This is a genomic window from Actinomadura coerulea, assembly GCF_014208105.1.
GTDB lineage: Bacteria > Actinomycetota > Actinomycetes > Streptosporangiales > Streptosporangiaceae > Spirillospora > Spirillospora coerulea.
Genome location: NZ_JACHMQ010000001.1, coordinates 6972592 through 6988880 on the forward strand (window position 1 = coordinate 6972592; position 16289 = coordinate 6988880).

The 16289-nt window shown below is 74.0% G+C and carries 10 protein-coding genes; 4 read left to right on the plus strand and 6 right to left on the minus strand.

Going from position 1 to position 16289, the window contains the following annotated elements:
* Window positions 1-31: 31 nt before the first annotated feature.
* Together BKA00_RS32375 and BKA00_RS32380 are read right to left on the minus strand one after the other, a co-directional pair.
* A complete protein-coding gene (locus tag BKA00_RS32375; protein ID WP_185031500.1) occupies window positions 32-3607 on the minus strand; it encodes a hypothetical protein in 3576 nt (1191 codons plus the stop codon).
* 105 nt (window positions 3608-3712) lie between these two features.
* Entirely contained in the window at window positions 3713-5206 is a 1494-nt protein-coding gene (locus BKA00_RS32380) for a sulfatase family protein (RefSeq protein WP_221493390.1), read from the minus strand.
* Between the two features lie 212 nt (window positions 5207-5418).
* On the opposite strand from BKA00_RS32380, the gene BKA00_RS32385 reads away from it, so the two are divergent.
* On the plus strand, window positions 5419-6903 hold the full coding sequence (locus BKA00_RS32385; protein WP_185031502.1) for a family 43 glycosylhydrolase: 1485 nt from the start codon (window positions 5419-5421) through the stop codon (window positions 6901-6903).
* Here BKA00_RS32385 and BKA00_RS32390 read toward each other — a convergent pair.
* Genes BKA00_RS32390 through BKA00_RS32405 form a run of 4 tightly spaced genes read right to left on the minus strand, consistent with a single transcriptional unit; the run spans window position 6885 to window position 11995 of the window.
* Complete coding sequence (locus BKA00_RS32390; RefSeq protein ID WP_185031504.1) at window positions 6885-8423, minus strand: glycosyltransferase family 39 protein; 1539 nt, start codon at window positions 8421-8423, stop codon at window positions 6885-6887. The two genes, BKA00_RS32385 and BKA00_RS32390, sit on opposite strands and share 19 nt — an antisense overlap.
* On the minus strand, window positions 8407-9405 hold the full coding sequence (locus tag BKA00_RS40710) for a glycosyltransferase family 2 protein (RefSeq protein ID WP_185031506.1): 999 nt from the start codon (window positions 9403-9405) through the stop codon (window positions 8407-8409). The genes BKA00_RS32390 and BKA00_RS40710 overlap by 17 nt, the downstream gene beginning before the upstream one ends.
* Window positions 9402-10685 (minus strand): hypothetical protein, encoded by a 1284-nt coding sequence (locus tag BKA00_RS40715; protein ID WP_185031507.1) that lies wholly within the window; start codon window positions 10683-10685, stop codon window positions 9402-9404. Before BKA00_RS40715 ends, BKA00_RS40710 begins: the two co-directional genes overlap by 4 nt.
* Window positions 10682-11995, minus strand: coding sequence for a hypothetical protein (locus BKA00_RS32405; RefSeq protein WP_185031509.1), 1314 nt, complete (start codon window positions 11993-11995; stop codon window positions 10682-10684). Before BKA00_RS32405 ends, BKA00_RS40715 begins: the two co-directional genes overlap by 4 nt.
* 251 nt (window positions 11996-12246) lie before the next feature.
* On the opposite strand from BKA00_RS32405, the gene glf reads away from it, so the two are divergent.
* From glf to BKA00_RS32420, 3 genes are read left to right on the plus strand one after another with little or no spacing between them, the layout of a single operon-like run.
* The gene (glf, locus tag BKA00_RS32410) at window positions 12247-13416 is read left to right on the plus strand and encodes a UDP-galactopyranose mutase (protein WP_185031512.1); all 1170 of its coding nucleotides are present in this window, start codon (window positions 12247-12249) and stop codon (window positions 13414-13416) included.
* Window positions 13413-15422: a glycosyltransferase gene (locus BKA00_RS32415; RefSeq protein WP_230298814.1), complete on the plus strand. Its 2010-nt coding sequence runs from the start codon at window positions 13413-13415 to the stop codon at window positions 15420-15422. Before glf ends, BKA00_RS32415 begins: the two co-directional genes overlap by 4 nt.
* Window positions 15419-16288, plus strand: coding sequence for an ABC transporter permease (locus tag BKA00_RS32420; RefSeq protein ID WP_185031514.1), 870 nt, complete (start codon window positions 15419-15421; stop codon window positions 16286-16288). The genes BKA00_RS32415 and BKA00_RS32420 overlap by 4 nt, the downstream gene beginning before the upstream one ends.
* Window position 16289: the final 1 nt, after the last annotated feature.

Sequence of the window (16289 nt, forward strand, 5' to 3'; positions counted from 1 at the left end):
CGGCGCGTTCTGGTCACGGCACGCGTTCTGGTCATGGCACGGGCCGGCTCCACAGGACGGGCTGGACGCCGTTGGAGTCGGCGTTGCGGCCCACTCCGAGCAGCGTGCCCCCCAAGGCGGCGAGGCCGGTGACCTCCTGGTCGCCGACGCCGCCGAGGCCGGTGCCGCCGGGCGTGGAGGCCTGCCAGGACGAGCCGTCCGCGGACGTCCACGACACCACGTCGGTCGCGCCCGCGCGCCCGGTGGTGCCGGTCGCGGCGAAGCCCTTCGGGGTCGCGGTCAGCGCGGTGACGCCGACGGTCGTGCCGCCGCTCGGCGACGGCAGCGGACGCCATGTCCTGCCGGCGTCGGTGGACACGTAGCCGAGCCAGTCGATCCCCTTCGGGGTGGCCGCGATTCCCGCCGCCACGAGCGTGTTCCCCTTGGCGGCGACATGGGTGAGGTGGCCTTCGGTCACCCCCGCCCCGGGGAGCTGGAGCTCCTGGAGCGTCCAGCGCTTGCCGTCGGGCGACAGCCACACCGACGGGTGGTTGCCCTTGCCGTCCCGGCTGCCGCCGACGGCGGCGTACCCGAACGACCCGGACGTGACGTCCAGCATCCAGCGGCTCGCGGTCTTGGTGCCCGCCGTCATCCTCGGGTCCGCGCCGGCGCCGCGCGCCCAGTTCTTCAGGTCGGGGGAGTACCAGATCGCGCCCGAGTAGCCCTGCGTGCCGACGACGACGTAACCGGCGGAGCCGGCCGCGGCGGCGTTGGTGACGGGCGCGCCCTGCTTGTTCGCCGCGAACGCGGGCGCGGTGTCGGCGGCCTGCCACGTCGAGCCGTCCTGCGAGGTGACGACGAGGGGGCGGCGCGGCGCGGACTGGTCGTAGCCGACCGCCAGCCAGCCGGCGCCGCCCGCGGCGACGTCGTCCAGCCGCTGCGGGCCGGGCCGGGTGAACGCGGCGCCGAGCCCCTGCGCGGCCTTCCAGGACGCTCCGTCCCGCGACGACCAGACGGCGGCGTCGCCGCTCGCGCTTCCCACCGCGACCGCCAGGCCGTTCGCGGCGGCCACGGCGCGCACCGCGTGGTCGGGCCGGATGGCACCAGGGATCTTCGCCAGGTCGACGGGGACCGCGGCGCCGCCCGCGTCCCACACGCCGAGCAGCGGGTCCAGGTCGCCGCCGCCGGGCTCGCGCCCGACGAGCACCGTCTGGCCGCCGGACGCGGCGGCGCCCAGCACCTCCCGGCCCGCCTTCGACTCGGCGGAGCCCGCCGCCTTCCACGCGGCGCCGTTCGCGCTGCGCGCGAGCAGCACGTCGGTGCCCCGCACGACGACGGCGGTGAAGCCCTGACCGTCGGCGACGATCCCGTTCGTGCGCTGGTAGCCGGCGGGTTCCAGCTTGCCGGTCCTGGTCCACGACCTGCCGTCCTTGGACGTGAAGGCCTGGCCGAACACCTTCCCGGACGCCGACATCTCGCGCATCGCGAGGAACCCCGAGCCGCCGCCACCGCCGATCATCAGGCCGCGGCTGCCCTTCGGCGCCGGCACTTCGGACGCCGCCCACGTCCGGCCGGCGTCGTCGGAGCGCCAGACCTTCCGGTAGGGGCCCGGCTTCTTGGAGTCGGGCGTGATGAGCCCCTCCAGCAGGATCACATCGCCGTTCGCCGCGGCTTCGACCAGGGCGAGCTCGCCGTTCTGGACCTGAAGGCCGATCTGGTCGCCGACCCGCGCCTCCCAGCGGCGCCCGTCGCTCGACAGCCACACCGCCGGACGCGCGTCGCTGAAGTCGCCCTTCGGGGAGTTCTCGCCGACGGCGAGGAACCCGCCGCCGGTGCCGACGATCCGGGTCACCCGGTCGTGCGGGCCGAAGACGTCGCCGACGGCGTCGGGCTGGCGGCGCCACTCCTTGCCGTCCTTGCTGGTCCACACGGCGCCGCCGCCACCGGCCCGGCTGCCGACGGCGACCCAGCCGCGGCGCGACGCGCCGACCGCCTCGGGCACCCCGCCGGAGGGCGCGACGCCGCCGTCGGTGCCCTGCTGGTCGACCGACCGGAAGGTGCGCCCGCCGTCGGCGGAGACCAGGAACATGCCGCGGGAGCTCTGCGGGTCGGTCTCGCCGCCGACCGCGACCACCGTCGAGCCGCGCGCCGCGACACCGGTGACCTGCTGGTCGCGGCCGTCGGTGCGGGCCGCGGCGTCCACCGGGAAAAGCGCGCCGGCGAGCTTGGCGCCCGCGCCGCCGCCGTCGTCATCGCCGCCGCCGATCAGGCCGGGCACCACGAGCACGCCCGCGGCGACCAGCGCCACGGCGGCGAGCCCGCCCGCGCCGATGAGCAGCGGCTTCCTGATGCTCTTCCGGGGGCCCTTCGGGCCGCGCGGCGCTCCGGTCCGCCACGGCTCCTCGATCACCGGCGGGGGCGCCACCGGGTGGACGGCCTCCGGCCCGGGGGGCGGCGTCCCGGGGACCTGCTGCGCCCACGGGAACGGCTCAGCCGCCGGAGGGGTCCGCTGGGCCGGGGGAGTCCGCGCGCCCGGCATCTCCTGCGCGTAGGGGAACGGCTCGGGGGCCGGGCGCGCAGGGGTGCCCGGAATCTCCTGGGCCCAGGGGAACGGCTCGTGGGCAGGGGGACTCTGCGAAGGCGCGGGCTGCGGATGCGCCGCCTGCGGATGCGCGGCCTGCGGGGGGATGGGCGGCAGCTTCTCGATGCGGGTGGCGTCCGCCATGTTCTGCCCGTAGGAGGGGGGCGGCAGGGCGGGGAACTCGGTCCTGGTGACGTCCCCCATGTCCTGCCCGTGGGAGGGAGGCGCCTGGTCGGGGGGCTGGATCCATGTCACCTCCTCCCCGTCCTGCTCGCGGGAGGGGGGCTGTTGGCTGGGGGGCTGGAGCCATGTCACCTCCTCCGCGTCCTGTCCGTGGGAGGGAGGGGGCTGGAGCCATGTCACCTCCTCCGCGTCCTGTCCGTGGGAGGGAGGGGGCTGGAGCCATGTCACCTCCTCCGCGTCCTGCTCGTGGGAGGGAGGCGGCTGGGTGGGGGACTCGATTCTTGTGACGTCTCCCATGTCCTGCCCGTAGGAGGGAGGCGGCTGGCCGGGGGACTCGATCCTCGTCACGTCCGCCATGTCCTCCTCGTAGGAGGAGGGCGGCGGAAGCGGGATCTCCGTTCTCGTCACCTCCGCCTTGTCCTGCCCGTAGGGGAAGGACGGCGGCGCGGGGGCGTCGGTGGACGCGGCCGGAGCCTCCGCGACAGGAGCGGGCAGAACGGGCGAGGCCGCCTCCCGGCCATCGCCGCCGCCCTCTCCGGCGGTCTCCGCGGGCCTGCCGGCCGCGGACTTCTGCCTCTTCGGCAGGACCATCGTCTGGTTGAAGTTGGGGTCCATGACGGTGCGGTCCGCCATGTCCGCGTCCGGGTCGTCCTCGGGGGTGTCCTCCGGGAAGTCCTCGGGCGCGTCGCCCTCGTCCTCGGCGTCGTCCTCGAGGTCGTCCTCCGGATCGTCCGCCGGGAGCAGCGGGCCGGACGAGGAGTCCTGGTCGTCCAGCCAGTGGGAGGGCGGAGGCGTCTGCGTCGGCCGCCCGGGTTCGGGACGCTCACCCTCGTGGTCGTCCCCCGGCTTTCCGGTTGGAGTCACGCCCTCTCCCAGCTTCCGGTCACTCTGCACGTCTCACCCTGCACATCGCCCTGGCGCGTCCGCAGTCGTCAGCGATGATAGCGGCGCATACAGGACGGAACTTCGTCACCGGCTCCGGCCTGCGGGGGTACAGCCGGAGCCCGTGCAGTGGGTCAGCGCGTACAGGAGGTCGGACAGGTGGCGGCGCCGCTGCTCCGGGAGCCCGGCGGCGATGTTGTTCAGCTCGTGCGGATCGCGGGCCCGGTCGTAGTACTCGGTCTCCCCGCCGGAGTACTCCACGTACAGCATGTCGCGGGTGCGGATCGCGTTGTAGGTGGTCGGCGAGCCCGGCGCGGAGTCCTGCCGGTCGGGGTCCAGCGGGGACGGCGGCGGCTTGACGTGCTCGACCAGCGCCGACTCTCGCCAGCCCGCCGGGGCGGCGCCGAGCAGGAACGGGACGAGCGAGCGGCCGTCGGTCGTCGCCGGCGGGCGCACGCCCGCCAGTTCCTGGAACGTCGGGGCCAGGTCGGTGTTCTGCGCGAGCTCGCGGACCTCGCGCCCGGCGGGGACCCCCGGCCCGACGACGATGTAGGGCACGCGGATGTCGGTGTCGAACGCGGTCATCTTCCCGCCGGCCAGCCTGTGCTCGCCCAGGTGGAAGCCGTTGTCGGAGCCGAACACCAGGTAGGTGTCGCGGTCGAGGCCGCGCTCCTTCAGCGCCGTCCGGATGCGGCCGACCATCTCGTCGACCGACTGCACCATCCGCACCCGGTCGCGGAAACCCTCGTCGATGCGGCCGATCCCCCACCTGCGCAACTGCGGGTGCGACCGCAGCCAGGACGGCTTGTCGCGGATGTCGGCCTCGTTGAACGACGGCGGCCGCGGCGCTTTCAGGCCACCGAACAGCGAGGCGTGGCGCGGCGCCGGCACGAACGGCCCGTGCGGCGCGAACGTCGCGATCTCCATGAAGAACGGCTGCCCGGACGCCCCGGACCGCTGGACGAACTCGATGCCCTTGTTCGCCAGAACGTCGGTCAGGTAGTCCTGCGGCCGGGTGCCGTAGTGCACGAGCCGGCCGTTCTCGTTCAGGTTGTAGTTGTACTCGGGATAGCCGTTGCCGCTGACGTGCCACTCGTCCCATCCCGGCGGCACGTACGGCTTCGTGTCGCCCTGGGTGTCGTTCGGCTGGTAGCCGTTCATGTACTTGCCGAGGAGCGCCGTCCGGTAGCCGGCCTTCTGCAGGGACGGGGCGAACGACGCCTGCTCGCCGCCCTTGTCCTTGAAGACCTCGTAGCCGCCGTCGGGCGGGAAGTTCGTGCGGACACCGGTGTTGTGCGGGTACCGCCCCGTGAAGATCGTGGCGCGCGAGGTGCAGCAGAGCGAGTCGGCCATGATGAAGTCGGTGAAGGTGAGGCCGTCCCGCTGCATCCGCACCACCTGCGGCATGTGCGCGATGAGGTTCCAGGACAGGTCGTCGGTGAGGACGAACACGATGTTCGGCTTCTTCGGGGGCTTCACCGCCTTCGGCGCGGGACGGTCGGCCGGCCGGAAGAGGCAGCCGCTCGCCGCGAGGAGTGCGAGCAGGCACAGCACGGCCGCCGGCCGCCGATGTCGGATCAACGTCCGTGTCCCCTTCGTGTCGAGCGTCCCCTCCGCGATGAGCGCGTCCCCTCTGTGACGAGCGTGTCCCTCCGCGACGAGCGTGGTTCCTCGTGACGAGCGTGTCCCTTTTGTGACCAGGGCGCCGGGCAAGCGTAACGATCCGGGCGCCGGTCGCGCATGCGGCGCCCGTTGGCCGTCCCGCCCCGGTTGTTGGCATGATGCGGGGTGCCATGAGGTGGACTGACCGGGATCCGCGGGCGCTCGCACCGCTGCTGCCGCTGGTCGCGGGGGCCGCGATCAGCGCCCTGGTCGCGCTGGTCGTCTGGCTGGCCGTGACGGTGGCGCCGCCGGCCGGCGGCACGGGCGACCGCCCGCCGGGCGGTTCCGGCCGGACCGGCCCCGGCGCGTCGCCGGGCGCGCCGCCGCCGAGCCCGGCGGGCACTCCGGCGGCGATCGACCCGCCCGGCTACTCGCCCGCCGAGCCGGTGATCGACGGGTCCTTCGCCGACCCCGCCGTGATCAAGGTGGCGGGGACGTACTTCGCCTACGGCACCAACAACGCGGACGCGACGATGCCCGTCGCGACGGCCCCCTCGCCGACGGGGCCGTGGAAGGCGGCGCCCGGCGACGGCCTGGCGCGGCTTCCGGGATGGGCCGCCGGAGGCTGGACCTGGGCCCCCGAGGTCGTCCCGCCGCGCGAGTCCCCGGGCACGTACGTGCTGTACTTCTCCGCGCGCCGCAAGGACGGCGACGAGCAGTGCATCGGGACCGCGACCGCGTCCTCGCCCGCGGGCCCGTTCGTCCCGCAGGAGGGCGGGCCGCTGGTCTGCCCGCTGGACCTCGGCGGCGCGATCGACCCCGCGTCCTACATCGAGCGGGACGGCACCCGCTACCTGCTCTACAAGACCGACGCCCAGAAGACGGCCGCGATCTACCTGGTCAGGCTGAGCCCGGACGGGCTGCGCCCGGCCGGCCCGGCGAAGCTGATCATGGGGCGCGCGGCGGACGAGCCCGTCCTGGTGGAGGCCCCCGACCTGGTCCGGCGCGGCGGGAAGTACGTGCTGCTGTACTCGGCGGGCTGGTACTTCAAGTCGAACTACCAGACGCGCTACGCGGTGGCCTCGTCGATCGAGGGGCCGTACGCCAAGGGCGGCCCCGTCCAGTCCACCGGCCTGTACGGCGGGAAGGTCGAGGGGCCGGGCAGCGCGGACGTGCTCGGCGACGACACCGGCGACTACCTCGTCTTCCACGGCATCCTCGACCACCGCGGCGGCTCCAGGGTGACGCGCGGCATGTACGTCGCGCGTCTCGGCTGGGACGGGGCGCGGCCCGTCGTGCGGGGCGTTCCCGTCCGGTACGAGGCGGAGCGGGGGCGGCTGAACGGCTGCGTCTCGGCGCTGGGGCGCCCCAACGCGTCCGGGGGGTCGGCGGTCGGCCCCTTCGCGCGCGACGACTGCCGCGCCGAGGTGCCCGTGTTCGCGCCGACCGCGGGGAGCTACTCGGTCCGCACCCGGTACGCCAACCGGTCCGGCCGCGACTCCGACCTGGAGATGTCGGTGAACGGTTATGCCGCGACGTCCGTGCGGCTGCGCGCCACGGCGGGCGCCGACTGGGCGTACGTCACCGCGACGGTGGAGCTGGCGGCGGGCTGGAACACGATCGGCCTTCGCCGCCTGGACGGCCAGGGGCAGGTCGACTACCTGGAACTGCGGTAGGGGCCCGTCCTCTCGAACAGGACGAGCCAGCCGCCCCGGTAGGTCCACGTCCCGGCCCTGCGCCAGGGCCCGGCCGACCGCACCGCGCGCTCCCGCCGTTCGATGATCGGGCCGTGCGGGTCGAGCGACCGGTGGTTCATCACCCACACCCGGTCCGTCCGGGCGAGCCTCGGCGGCAGCTCGCGGGGGAGCAGATCGCGGCCCTTGAGGTTGGCGGCGGCCACCGGGTCCGTGCTCACACCGGCGTCGCGCAGCCGTCCGAAGGCGTCCGGATAGGCGGCGGCGCTCCATCGGGCGCTCCCCGCGAGGTAGACGATGGCGTCACCGGGCCGGGCGTGCGCGCGGACGGCGTCGGCGGCCGCGCGCATGTCGTCGGGGCGGCTGTCCTGGCGGCGGAGGTAGTCGTGGGCCCGCAGGGACGGGACGGCGAGCACCGCCGCGGCGACGGTCACCAGGGCGGCGCGGGCGGCGGGATGGCGGGCGGCGGTGAGCAGCCCGGCCAGGCCGGCGCCGACGAGCAGCGCGACGGCGGGCAGGCAGTAGGTCGTGTACCGGTAGTAGAAGACCGGGTCCGACACGCTGGAGACGAGGAGCAGCAGCACGGTCGGCACGACGGCCCATGGGAGCGCGACGGCGGGCAGGGAAGCCGTGCGATGCGGGACGGAGGCGCGTCCCAGGACGCTCGCCACCACGCCGAGCAGTGCGAGCGCCAGGACCGGTGCGACGAGTGCCCGGTCTCCTGTCAGGAACTGGAGCTGCGCCCACGCGACGTCCCACGACGGCCGGGGAAGCCATTTCACCTGGCGTTTCTGGTCCTGCGCCGCGAGCGCCAGAACAACGAGCGGGGCCGCGGCCAACGCCGCGGACACCAGCCAGCGCAGCCACACGCCGGCCTTAGGGCGGGTCAGGAGAAGGGTCACGCCGTGCGCCGCGAGTAGCAGGGCCCCGTCCAGATGCAGGAACCCCAGCACCGCGACCGCGGGGGCGTAGCCCGCGAACCACCGCCATGGCCGCCGCTCGTCCCGGTCGAGCGCCCTGACGAGCAGGTAGGTCGCGAGGACCGCGACGGCCGCGGTCATCGCGTAGGAGCGCGCCTCCTGCGCCCACCGGCTCGTCTGCGGACCGGCGGCCCACGCCAGCCCGGCGGCGAGCCCGGCCGGCGGCCCGAGGCAGCGCCGGCCGATGACGGCGAGGCCCGCGGCGGCCGCCGCCATGGCGAGCGCGCTGGGCAGCCGCAACGCGAGCGCTCCCGTCCCGAACACCGCCACCCAGGGCTTCATGACCAGGTAGTAGAGGGCGTGGACGAGGTCCAGGTGCGGGAAGACGCGCAGCATGTCGCCGTACGACCGCGTCGTCATGCTGACGGTGGCGGCCTCGTCCAGCCACAGCGACGGGGAGCCGATGCCGACGAGCGCCGCGGCGAGCGTCAGCGCGGCGCAGGCGAGCGGGGGCAGCGGCCCGGCGAGCCGGCGGCCGGCGCGCGCCGTGCCGTCCCGCGACCGGCTAGCCGTCTCGATCATGACCTCGGCCGTGGGGAGGTAACTCGGCTTCCGCGCTCTGCCGGACCCCGGCCTCCCGGAGGATCGCGGCGGTCGGCCTCGGGCGGGTGAACAGGCCGTCCTTCACGCCGCGGACCAGCGCACGGCGCAGCACCGCGCGGTCGGAGGAGCCCGCGAACGTGCGGGCCCAGCGCCGCGCCGTCGACCCCGCGTACAGCGCGCGTTCCGGCGGCGCGAGGCCGCGGCTCCCGGTGAACAGCCAGATCTTGTTGCGCACCTCGTAGAAGAAGCGGTCGCCGGGGTCCGCGTCCGTCCCGCCGAACTCCCTGGTCTTGTGCACCACGACGCTGCCGGGGCAGAGGAGTCCGCGGCGCCCGCGCAGCAGCCGCGTCGTGAACTCGAAGTCGTCGTTCCAGAGGAAGTAGTCGGCGACCGGCAGCCCGCGCTCGCGCACCGCCGCCGCGTCCACCAGCGCGGACACGAAGGACGCGGACCGGATCGGCACGCAGCCCGCCGCGTGCGCGAGCCGCGTCTCGGCGGCCGTCGCCCGCGGTTTGGGGCGGGGGGTGTTCATCGGGTGGTCCCGGCCGTCGGTCCACACGACCCGGCTCGCCACGAGGACGGGCGGCCCGTCCTCCCCGGTCGCGGCCTCCCGCCGCGCGTCCAGCAGGGCTTGGAGGGCCTCCGGCTCGGGCACGGTGTCGTCGTCCAGCAGCCAGAGCAGGCCGGCGCCCGCGCCCATCGCCCGCGCCATGCCCGCGCTGAACCCGCCGGCCCCGCCGATGTTGCGGGACAGGCTGAGCAGGTCCACGCCGGGGAACCGCTCGGCGACCATCGCGGCCGTTCCATCGGCGGACGCGTTGTCGACCACGATGATCCGGTCCGGGGGGCGCGTCTGGGCGCCGAGCGCGGTCAGGGCCTCGTCGAGCAGGTCGCGCCGGTTGTAGGTGACGACGACCGCGGCGACGGACGGTCCGCCGCGGCTCCGCGGGCCCGGCGTCACGGGTTGCGCCTGCCCGTGGCCCGGCGGGCGGCGCGCTGCAGCGCCGGCGACGGCGAGGCGGCGGTCTCCATGAGCCGCTCCAGGTTCTCCCTCACGCCCTCCATCTCGCTGTGCAGGTGCGCGAGGCCGACGCGTTCGCGCGCCAGCGACAGCTCCTCCAGCAGGTGCGCCACCACCCCGATGGACGCGGTCGCGACCAGCTCCTCCGGGACGTCGCCGGGGAGCATCGCGGCCTCCGGCGCCCGCGAGGTCGTCAACTCGTCGAGGTCGCCGGCCACGTCGTACCCGGAGGCGCGCAGCGACTCGGCCAGCTCGCGGGTCCGGCGCGCGGCCCACGCGGCGTGCCGGGCGGGCAGCCCCATCCGGGTGCGGTCCGCGCCGGCCGTCCCGCCGGCGGTCCGCGCCGGCCCCCCGGATCCGGCCCCACCTCCGGAGACACCGGCTCCGGAGACGGCGCCCTTGGAGACACCGCCCTCGGAGGCGCCGTGCCCGAGGAAGTGCTCCTGGACCATGCGCTCGTAGTCGCCGCCGAGCGCCGGGCCGAGCCTCTCGTTCAGGCGGCGCAGCAGTTCCGCCTCGACCGCCGACAGCGGCTCGTCCCCGGGGAGGCCGCCGAGGTCGCACACCCCGTCCGGGACGCCGACCAGGGTCCGGAGCCTCTCCCACATCGCGGCGCGACCGCCGGGCGGCGGCAGCGTGAGGACGTGGACGCGTTCCCGGGGCACCGCCGACCCCCAGGCCCGCAGCACCCGCACCGGGTCGTGCAGGCCCCAGAACATCTCCCCGTACGGCTCCGGCGCGTCGATGCCGAGCTCGACGAGATCGTCGACGAACCGCTCGAACGTGATGGTGTGCGCGTGGCGGATCTGCTCCTGCCAGTCGAGGATCAGCTGCCAGCCCAGGTCGCGGGTGGCGAAGACCACGTGCACCTCGGCGGGCTCCAGCGCCGAGACGGCCCGCTTGACCTGCTGTTCGGTCGCCCCGCCCAGCAGAGGCTGGGAGAAGACGACCGCGGGGCCGTCCCAGTCGTGGACGCGCCGCACCACGCGGTCCCACGCGCCGTCCCAGGCCGGGTCCCGGTGGCCGCCCCAGCTCATCTCGCGCAGGTCCATCACGGCCCCGAAGTGCTCCTGCGGCCCGGTGACCGGGTAGCAGACACCGGCGTCGCCCAGCCGCCGCCGGTTGCTCCACAGCGCTCGGTGCAGGAAGGCCGCCTCGGCCGTCGGTGCCCCGACATGCAGATAGACGGACTTGCCCGGGTCCCCCATGCGGGCGCTCACCTCGTTCTCGTCTCGGCGTCGGGGCGTTGCGTCCCGCCCTGGATCCTGCGGTAGGCGCCGCGCAGGCGGAGCGTCGCCGGGTAGCGCTCGCGCGCCGTCCGCTTGGCCCGCTCGACGAACGGCGCGGCGTCCTGGAGGAGCCGGTCCGTCGTTTCGAGCAGGGCGGCCGAACCCTCGCGCAGCATGTCGATCTGGTCGTGGACGGGGAGGCCGGCGCCGGGCACCGCCTCGCTCCGCTCCCGGTTCTCCCGGACGCGCCGCAGCAGCGCCGCGACGGCGTCGACGCCCACGTCCGCGATCTCCGCCCAGCGCGACTCGTCGGGCGGCGGCGCGGGCGCGGTGCCGAGAGCCGGGCCGGACGCCGCCGCCGGCATCAGCTCGTACAGGTCGCCCACCACGTCGTAGCCCGCCGCGCGGAGCCCCTCGACGGTCTCGACGGCCCGTTCCGTGGCCCACGGGACGTGCTCGCCGGGCAGTTCGATCCTGACCGGATGCGGACGTCCGGTCAGGACCTGCTGCGCGAGGAAGAGCTTGACGTCCTCGTTGTAGGCGTGCCAGCCGACGCGGTCGCCGAGCGTCTCGTTGAGGCGCAGCAGGAACTGCGTCTCGCTCAGCCCGAGCGACGGGTTGGCGAACGTCCGGGACAGGTCGTAGTCGTCCGGGACGAGGCCGGTGGCGGCGCAGAAGCGCCTCCAGAGCAGGTCGCGGGGCGCGCCGGGCCGGGGGAGGGTGACGACGTGGACCCGCTCGGGCGGCACGTTCTCGCCCCAGCGGCCGAGCACCGCGACCGGATCCTGGAGGCCCCAGAACAGCCGCGCGCTCTCGTAGGCGTGCCACTCCCGCCGTCGCAGCGACGTCACGAACTCGGTGAACGAGGTCGTGAAGCGGTTCTTGACGTCCTCCTGCCAGTGCGCCGGGATCTGCCGGCCGAGGTCGCGCGCGGTGAAGACCACGTGGACGTCGGCGAAACCGAGGTCGGCCATGGCCTGCCGGATCCAGCGCGACCGGGCGGGCGCGAACAACTCCTGCGAGATGATCACGTTGCCGGGCCAGTCGCGGGCCTCGGCGACGAGGTCGTGCCACGCGCCCCGGGTGGCGGGGTCGGACGCCTCGCGGAAGAACGTCCGCCGCAGGTCGAACGCGGCGCGGACGTGCGCGGCCTGGTCGCGGCCCGGGTAGAGGACGCCGCGCTCGCGCAGCCGGTCGCGGTTGTGCCACAGCACCTGCTGGAGGAAGGTCGTGCCGCTCTTGGCGGCACCGACGTGCAGGAAGACCGAGGGGCGCGTACCGCCAGCGGGAGCAGCGTGCACTGCGTCAAGGGGAGCGCTGTGCTCTGAATCAAGGGGAGCATGGGGCACTGCACCGCTGGGCGCCGCTCTGCCGAGAGCACTGTGCGCCGCACTGCCGGGAGTGGGTGGGGCCACCGCGATCCTTGGCTTCCTGCGCCGGTACGTGACGAACCCCGGGTATCTTAGCCGCATTCCGTACATAGGGATCCGGCCGGCGCCCCCGTGCGGCCAGGTCCTCGCTCCCCCCGCCCGAGTCGGATGGACGCCGTCCAGTGAACGTTGATCTCGTGGTGGCCGGGGCCGGGTTCTTCGGTCTCACGGTCGCCGAACGGTGCGCGGCCGGGCTCGGCCTGCGCGTGCTCGTGCTCGACCGCCGCGACCACATCGGCGGGAACGCCTACAGCGAGGCGGAGCCGGAGACGGGCATCGAGGTGCACCGCTACGGCGCGCACCTGTTCCACACCTCCAACGAGCGGGTGTGGGAGTACGCGAACCGGTTCACCGCCTTCACCGGCTACCGGCACCGCGTGTACTCCACCTACAAGGGCCGCGTCTACTCGATGCCGATCAACCTCGGCACGATCTGCGAGTACTTCGGCCGGGTCTTCACCCCCGGTGAGGCGCGCGCGCTGATCGCCGAGCAGGCCGCCGAGATCAGCCGCCCGGCCAACCTGGAGGAGCAGGCGATCTCGCTGATCGGGCGCCCGCTGTACGAGGCGTTCATCCGCGGCTACACCGCCAAGCAGTGGCGGACCGACCCCCGCGACCTGCCGGCGGAGATCATCACCCGGCTCCCGGTGCGCTACACCTTCGACAACCGCTACTTCGACGACACCTACGAGGGGCTCCCGGTCGACGGCTACACCGCCTGGCTGGAGCGCATGGCCGACCACCCCAACATCGAGGTCCGGCTGAACACCGACTTCCTCGACCTGCGGGACGACGCCGTCGGCAACGTGCCCGTCGTCTACACCGGCCCGCTGGACCGCTACTTCGACTACGCCGAGGGCGAGCTGGGCTGGCGGACGCTGGACTTCGAGACGGAGGTCGTGCCGACCGGCGACTTCCAGGGCACCCCGGTCATGAACTACGCCGACGAGGACGTCCCCTACACCCGGATCCACGAGTTCCGGCACTTCCACCCCGAGCGTGCGGCCTACCCGTCCGACCGGACGGTCATCATGCGGGAGTACTCGCGGGCCGCCGCGCGCGGCGACGAGCCGTACTATCCGGTCAACACCGCCGCCGACCGGGCCCGGCTGCTCGCCTACCGGGAGCTGGCCGGACGCGAGGACGGTGTGATCTTCGGCGGGCGGCTCGGCACCTACAAGTACCTCGACATGCACATGGCCATCGCCAGCGCGCTCACCATGGTCGAAAACCGGCTGCGTCCCCATTTCGGCGAGGGTTCGCGTCTCACCAGCGGAGGTATGGACGAGTGACCGAACACGCCGAGGCGTCCGGGGAGTCCGGCGCCGCCCCGGGACCGCGGATCCTGCAGCGCGTCGTGATGCCGGTCGACCGCGACCTGGACGTGCTCAAGCTGTACGTCGAGGGCGAGATCGCCCGCGGAGCCGAGGCCGGGGCTCTGGCGGAGGGGGGCGACGACGTCGGCCGGCGCAGCGTGGTCGTGCCGGTCGGGCGCCGGGTGTCGTTCGCCACCTACTTCAACGCGTTCCCCGCCAGCTACTGGCGCCGCTGGACGTCGGTGGAGGAGGTCGTGCTGCGGGTCCGGGTGCGGGGCCAGGCCACGGTCATCGTCTACCGGTCCAGCGCGAAGGGGCACGTCCAGCGGGTCGACTCCGTCCGCGTCGACTCGGAGACCTCCCGAGAGGAGACGTTCCGGCTGACGCTGCGCCCGTTCATCGACGGCGGCTGGTACTGGATGGACGTGCTCGCGGGGGAGGGCAACGCCGTCCTGGAGCGGGCCGACTGGTGCGCCGACACGAGCGCCGCCGGACCCGTCCGGCAGGGGCGGGTCAGCCTCGGCATCACCACGTACAACCGCCCGGGCTTCTGCGTCGACCAGCTCGTCGCGCTCGGCGGCGCCCCCGAGGCGCTGGACGTGGTGGACGCCGTCTACGTCGTCGACCAGGGGGACCAGCGCGTCCGCGACGACGAGGACTTCGGACGCGCCGCCGCGCTGCTCGGACCGAAGCTGCGCGTCATCGAGCAGGGCAACCTCGGCGGCTCCGGCGGCTTCTCCCGCGCGATGGACGAGACCCTCAAGGCCGGGACCAGCGACTACGTCCTGCTCCTGGACGACGACGTGGTCACCGAGACCGAGGGCGTCCTGCGCGCCGTCGCGTTCGCGGACTTCGCCCGGACGCCGACGATCGTGGGCGGCCACATGTTCAACCTGTTCGTCCGCTCGCAGCTGCACGCCTACGGCGAGACCATCGGGCGGTACCGGTGGTGGTGGGAGGAGGCCCCGAACACCAAGCGCGAGCACGACTTCGCCAAGCCGCCGGACCCGAGCCCCCGCGCGCGGACCAGCTCCGGCAGCCTGCTCAAGACGAAGTGGCTGCACCGGCGCGTGGACGTCGACTACAACGGCTGGTGGATGTGCCTCATCCCCACCGACGTCGTCCGCAAGGTCGGGCTGTCCATGCCGATGTTCATCAAGTGGGACGACGCCGAGTACTGCGTCCGCGCAGGCGAGGCGGGCTTCCCGACCGTGACGCTGCCGGGCATGGCCGCCTGGCACGTCCCCTGGCAGGACAAGGACGACGGCATCGACTGGCAGGCGTACTTCCACGAGCGCAACCGCCTGGTCACCGCCCTCATGCACTCCCCGTACGAGCGCGGCGGCAACCTGCTCAAGGAGAGCTTCATCATCTCGGTGAAGCACGCGCTGGCCATGCAGTACTCCACCGCCGAGCTGATGCTGTCGGCGATCGAGGACGTGCTGACCGGGCCCGAGCACATGCACGCGGGCATCGCCTCGAAGCTGCCCGAGATCCTCGCGTTCCGCGCCGACTTCCCCGACGCGCAGAACCGCGCCAGCCACGAGGAGTTCCCGCAGGTCCGGCGCGCCAAGCCGCCGAAGCGCGGGCGCGGGTTCAAGCCGCCGCGCGGCACGGCGAACGTGCTCGCGAGCGCGATGCTCGGGACCGTCAGGCAGCTGCGTCCGGTCGAACCCGGCTCGCGCGGCAACCCGCAGGCCGTCGTCCCGCACATCGACCGGCACTGGAGCCTGCTGTCGCAGGTCGACAGCGCGCTCGTGTCCTCCGCCGACGGCACCAGAGTGGCGTGGTACCAGCGCGACCCGGAGCGTTTCCGGGCGCTGCTGCGGCGCACGTCGCTGCTGCACGCCCGGCTCGGGCGCGAGTGGCCGGAGCTGAGCCGCCGCTACCGGGCCGCGATGGCCGACCTCGCCTCCGCCGAGACCTGGCGGGCGACGTTCGAGGCCGCGGGCGGCGGCCCCGGCGGGGACGGGCCCGGATGACGGCCGCGCCGTTCCTCGCCGGCGAGGGGCTGCGGGCCCCGGGAGGCGACGGCGGCCTGCGGCGGACCTTCCGGGAGAAGTACCTGCTGCGGCTGCTGGTGCGCCGGGAGCTCAGGGCCCGCTACAAGGGCTCGCTGCTCGGCCTCGGCTGGTCCTACGTGCGGCCGGCCGTGCACTTCGCCGTCTACTTCTACGTCATCGGCGTCTTCCTCGGCATGGACGACCGGGTCGAGAACTTCCCGGTCTACCTGTTCTCGGGCATGGTGCTGCTCAACCTGTTCACCGAGACGCTCCACTCGGCGACCCGCTCGGTGACGGGCAACGCGGCGCTCGTCCGCAAGGTGTTCCTGCCGCGCGAGCTGTTCCCGACCGCGTCGGTGCTGGTCTCGCTCGTCCACTTCCTGCCCGGGATGATGATCCTGCTGGGCGGGGCCGTCGCCGCCGGATGGCGGCCGTCCCCCGCGGAGCTCGGCGCGGCCCTCTACGGCTTCGCGATCGTCCTCGTGCTCGGCTTCGGGCTCGGGCTGCTCTTCGCGGCCGTGAACGTGTTCTTCCGCGACCTGGAGCAGGTCGTGGACATCTCCATGATCGTCATCACCTGGTCGGTGCCGATGATCTATCCGTGGACCCACGTCCGGGAGCACGCGCCCGGCTGGGTGCTGGACCTCTACCTCGCCAACCCGCTCGTCAGCGCCGTCTCCCTGTTCCAGCGGGCCTTCTGGTTCCCCGGGACCCGCGGCGACTACGCCTTCCCGCCCCACCTCTACGCCCACGCCGGGGCCGCCCTGGCCGTCAGCGCGCTGGTGTTCGCCGCCGGGCACGCGGCGTTCTCCCGCATGCAGGCGCGCTTCGCGCAGGAGCTGTAGC

Bases quoted from the DNA above. Each gene is read 5' to 3' on its own strand.
- BKA00_RS32420 (WP_185031514.1), top strand. From the start codon at position 15,419: ATGACGGCCGCGCCGTTCCTCGCCGGCGAGGGGCTGCGGGCCCCGGGA.
- BKA00_RS32390 (WP_185031504.1), bottom strand. From the start codon at position 8,423: ATGATCGAGACGGCTAGCCGGTCGCGGGACGGCACGGCGCGCGCCGGC.
- BKA00_RS32385 (WP_185031502.1), top strand. From the start codon at position 5,419: ATGAGGTGGACTGACCGGGATCCGCGGGCGCTCGCACCGCTGCTGCCG.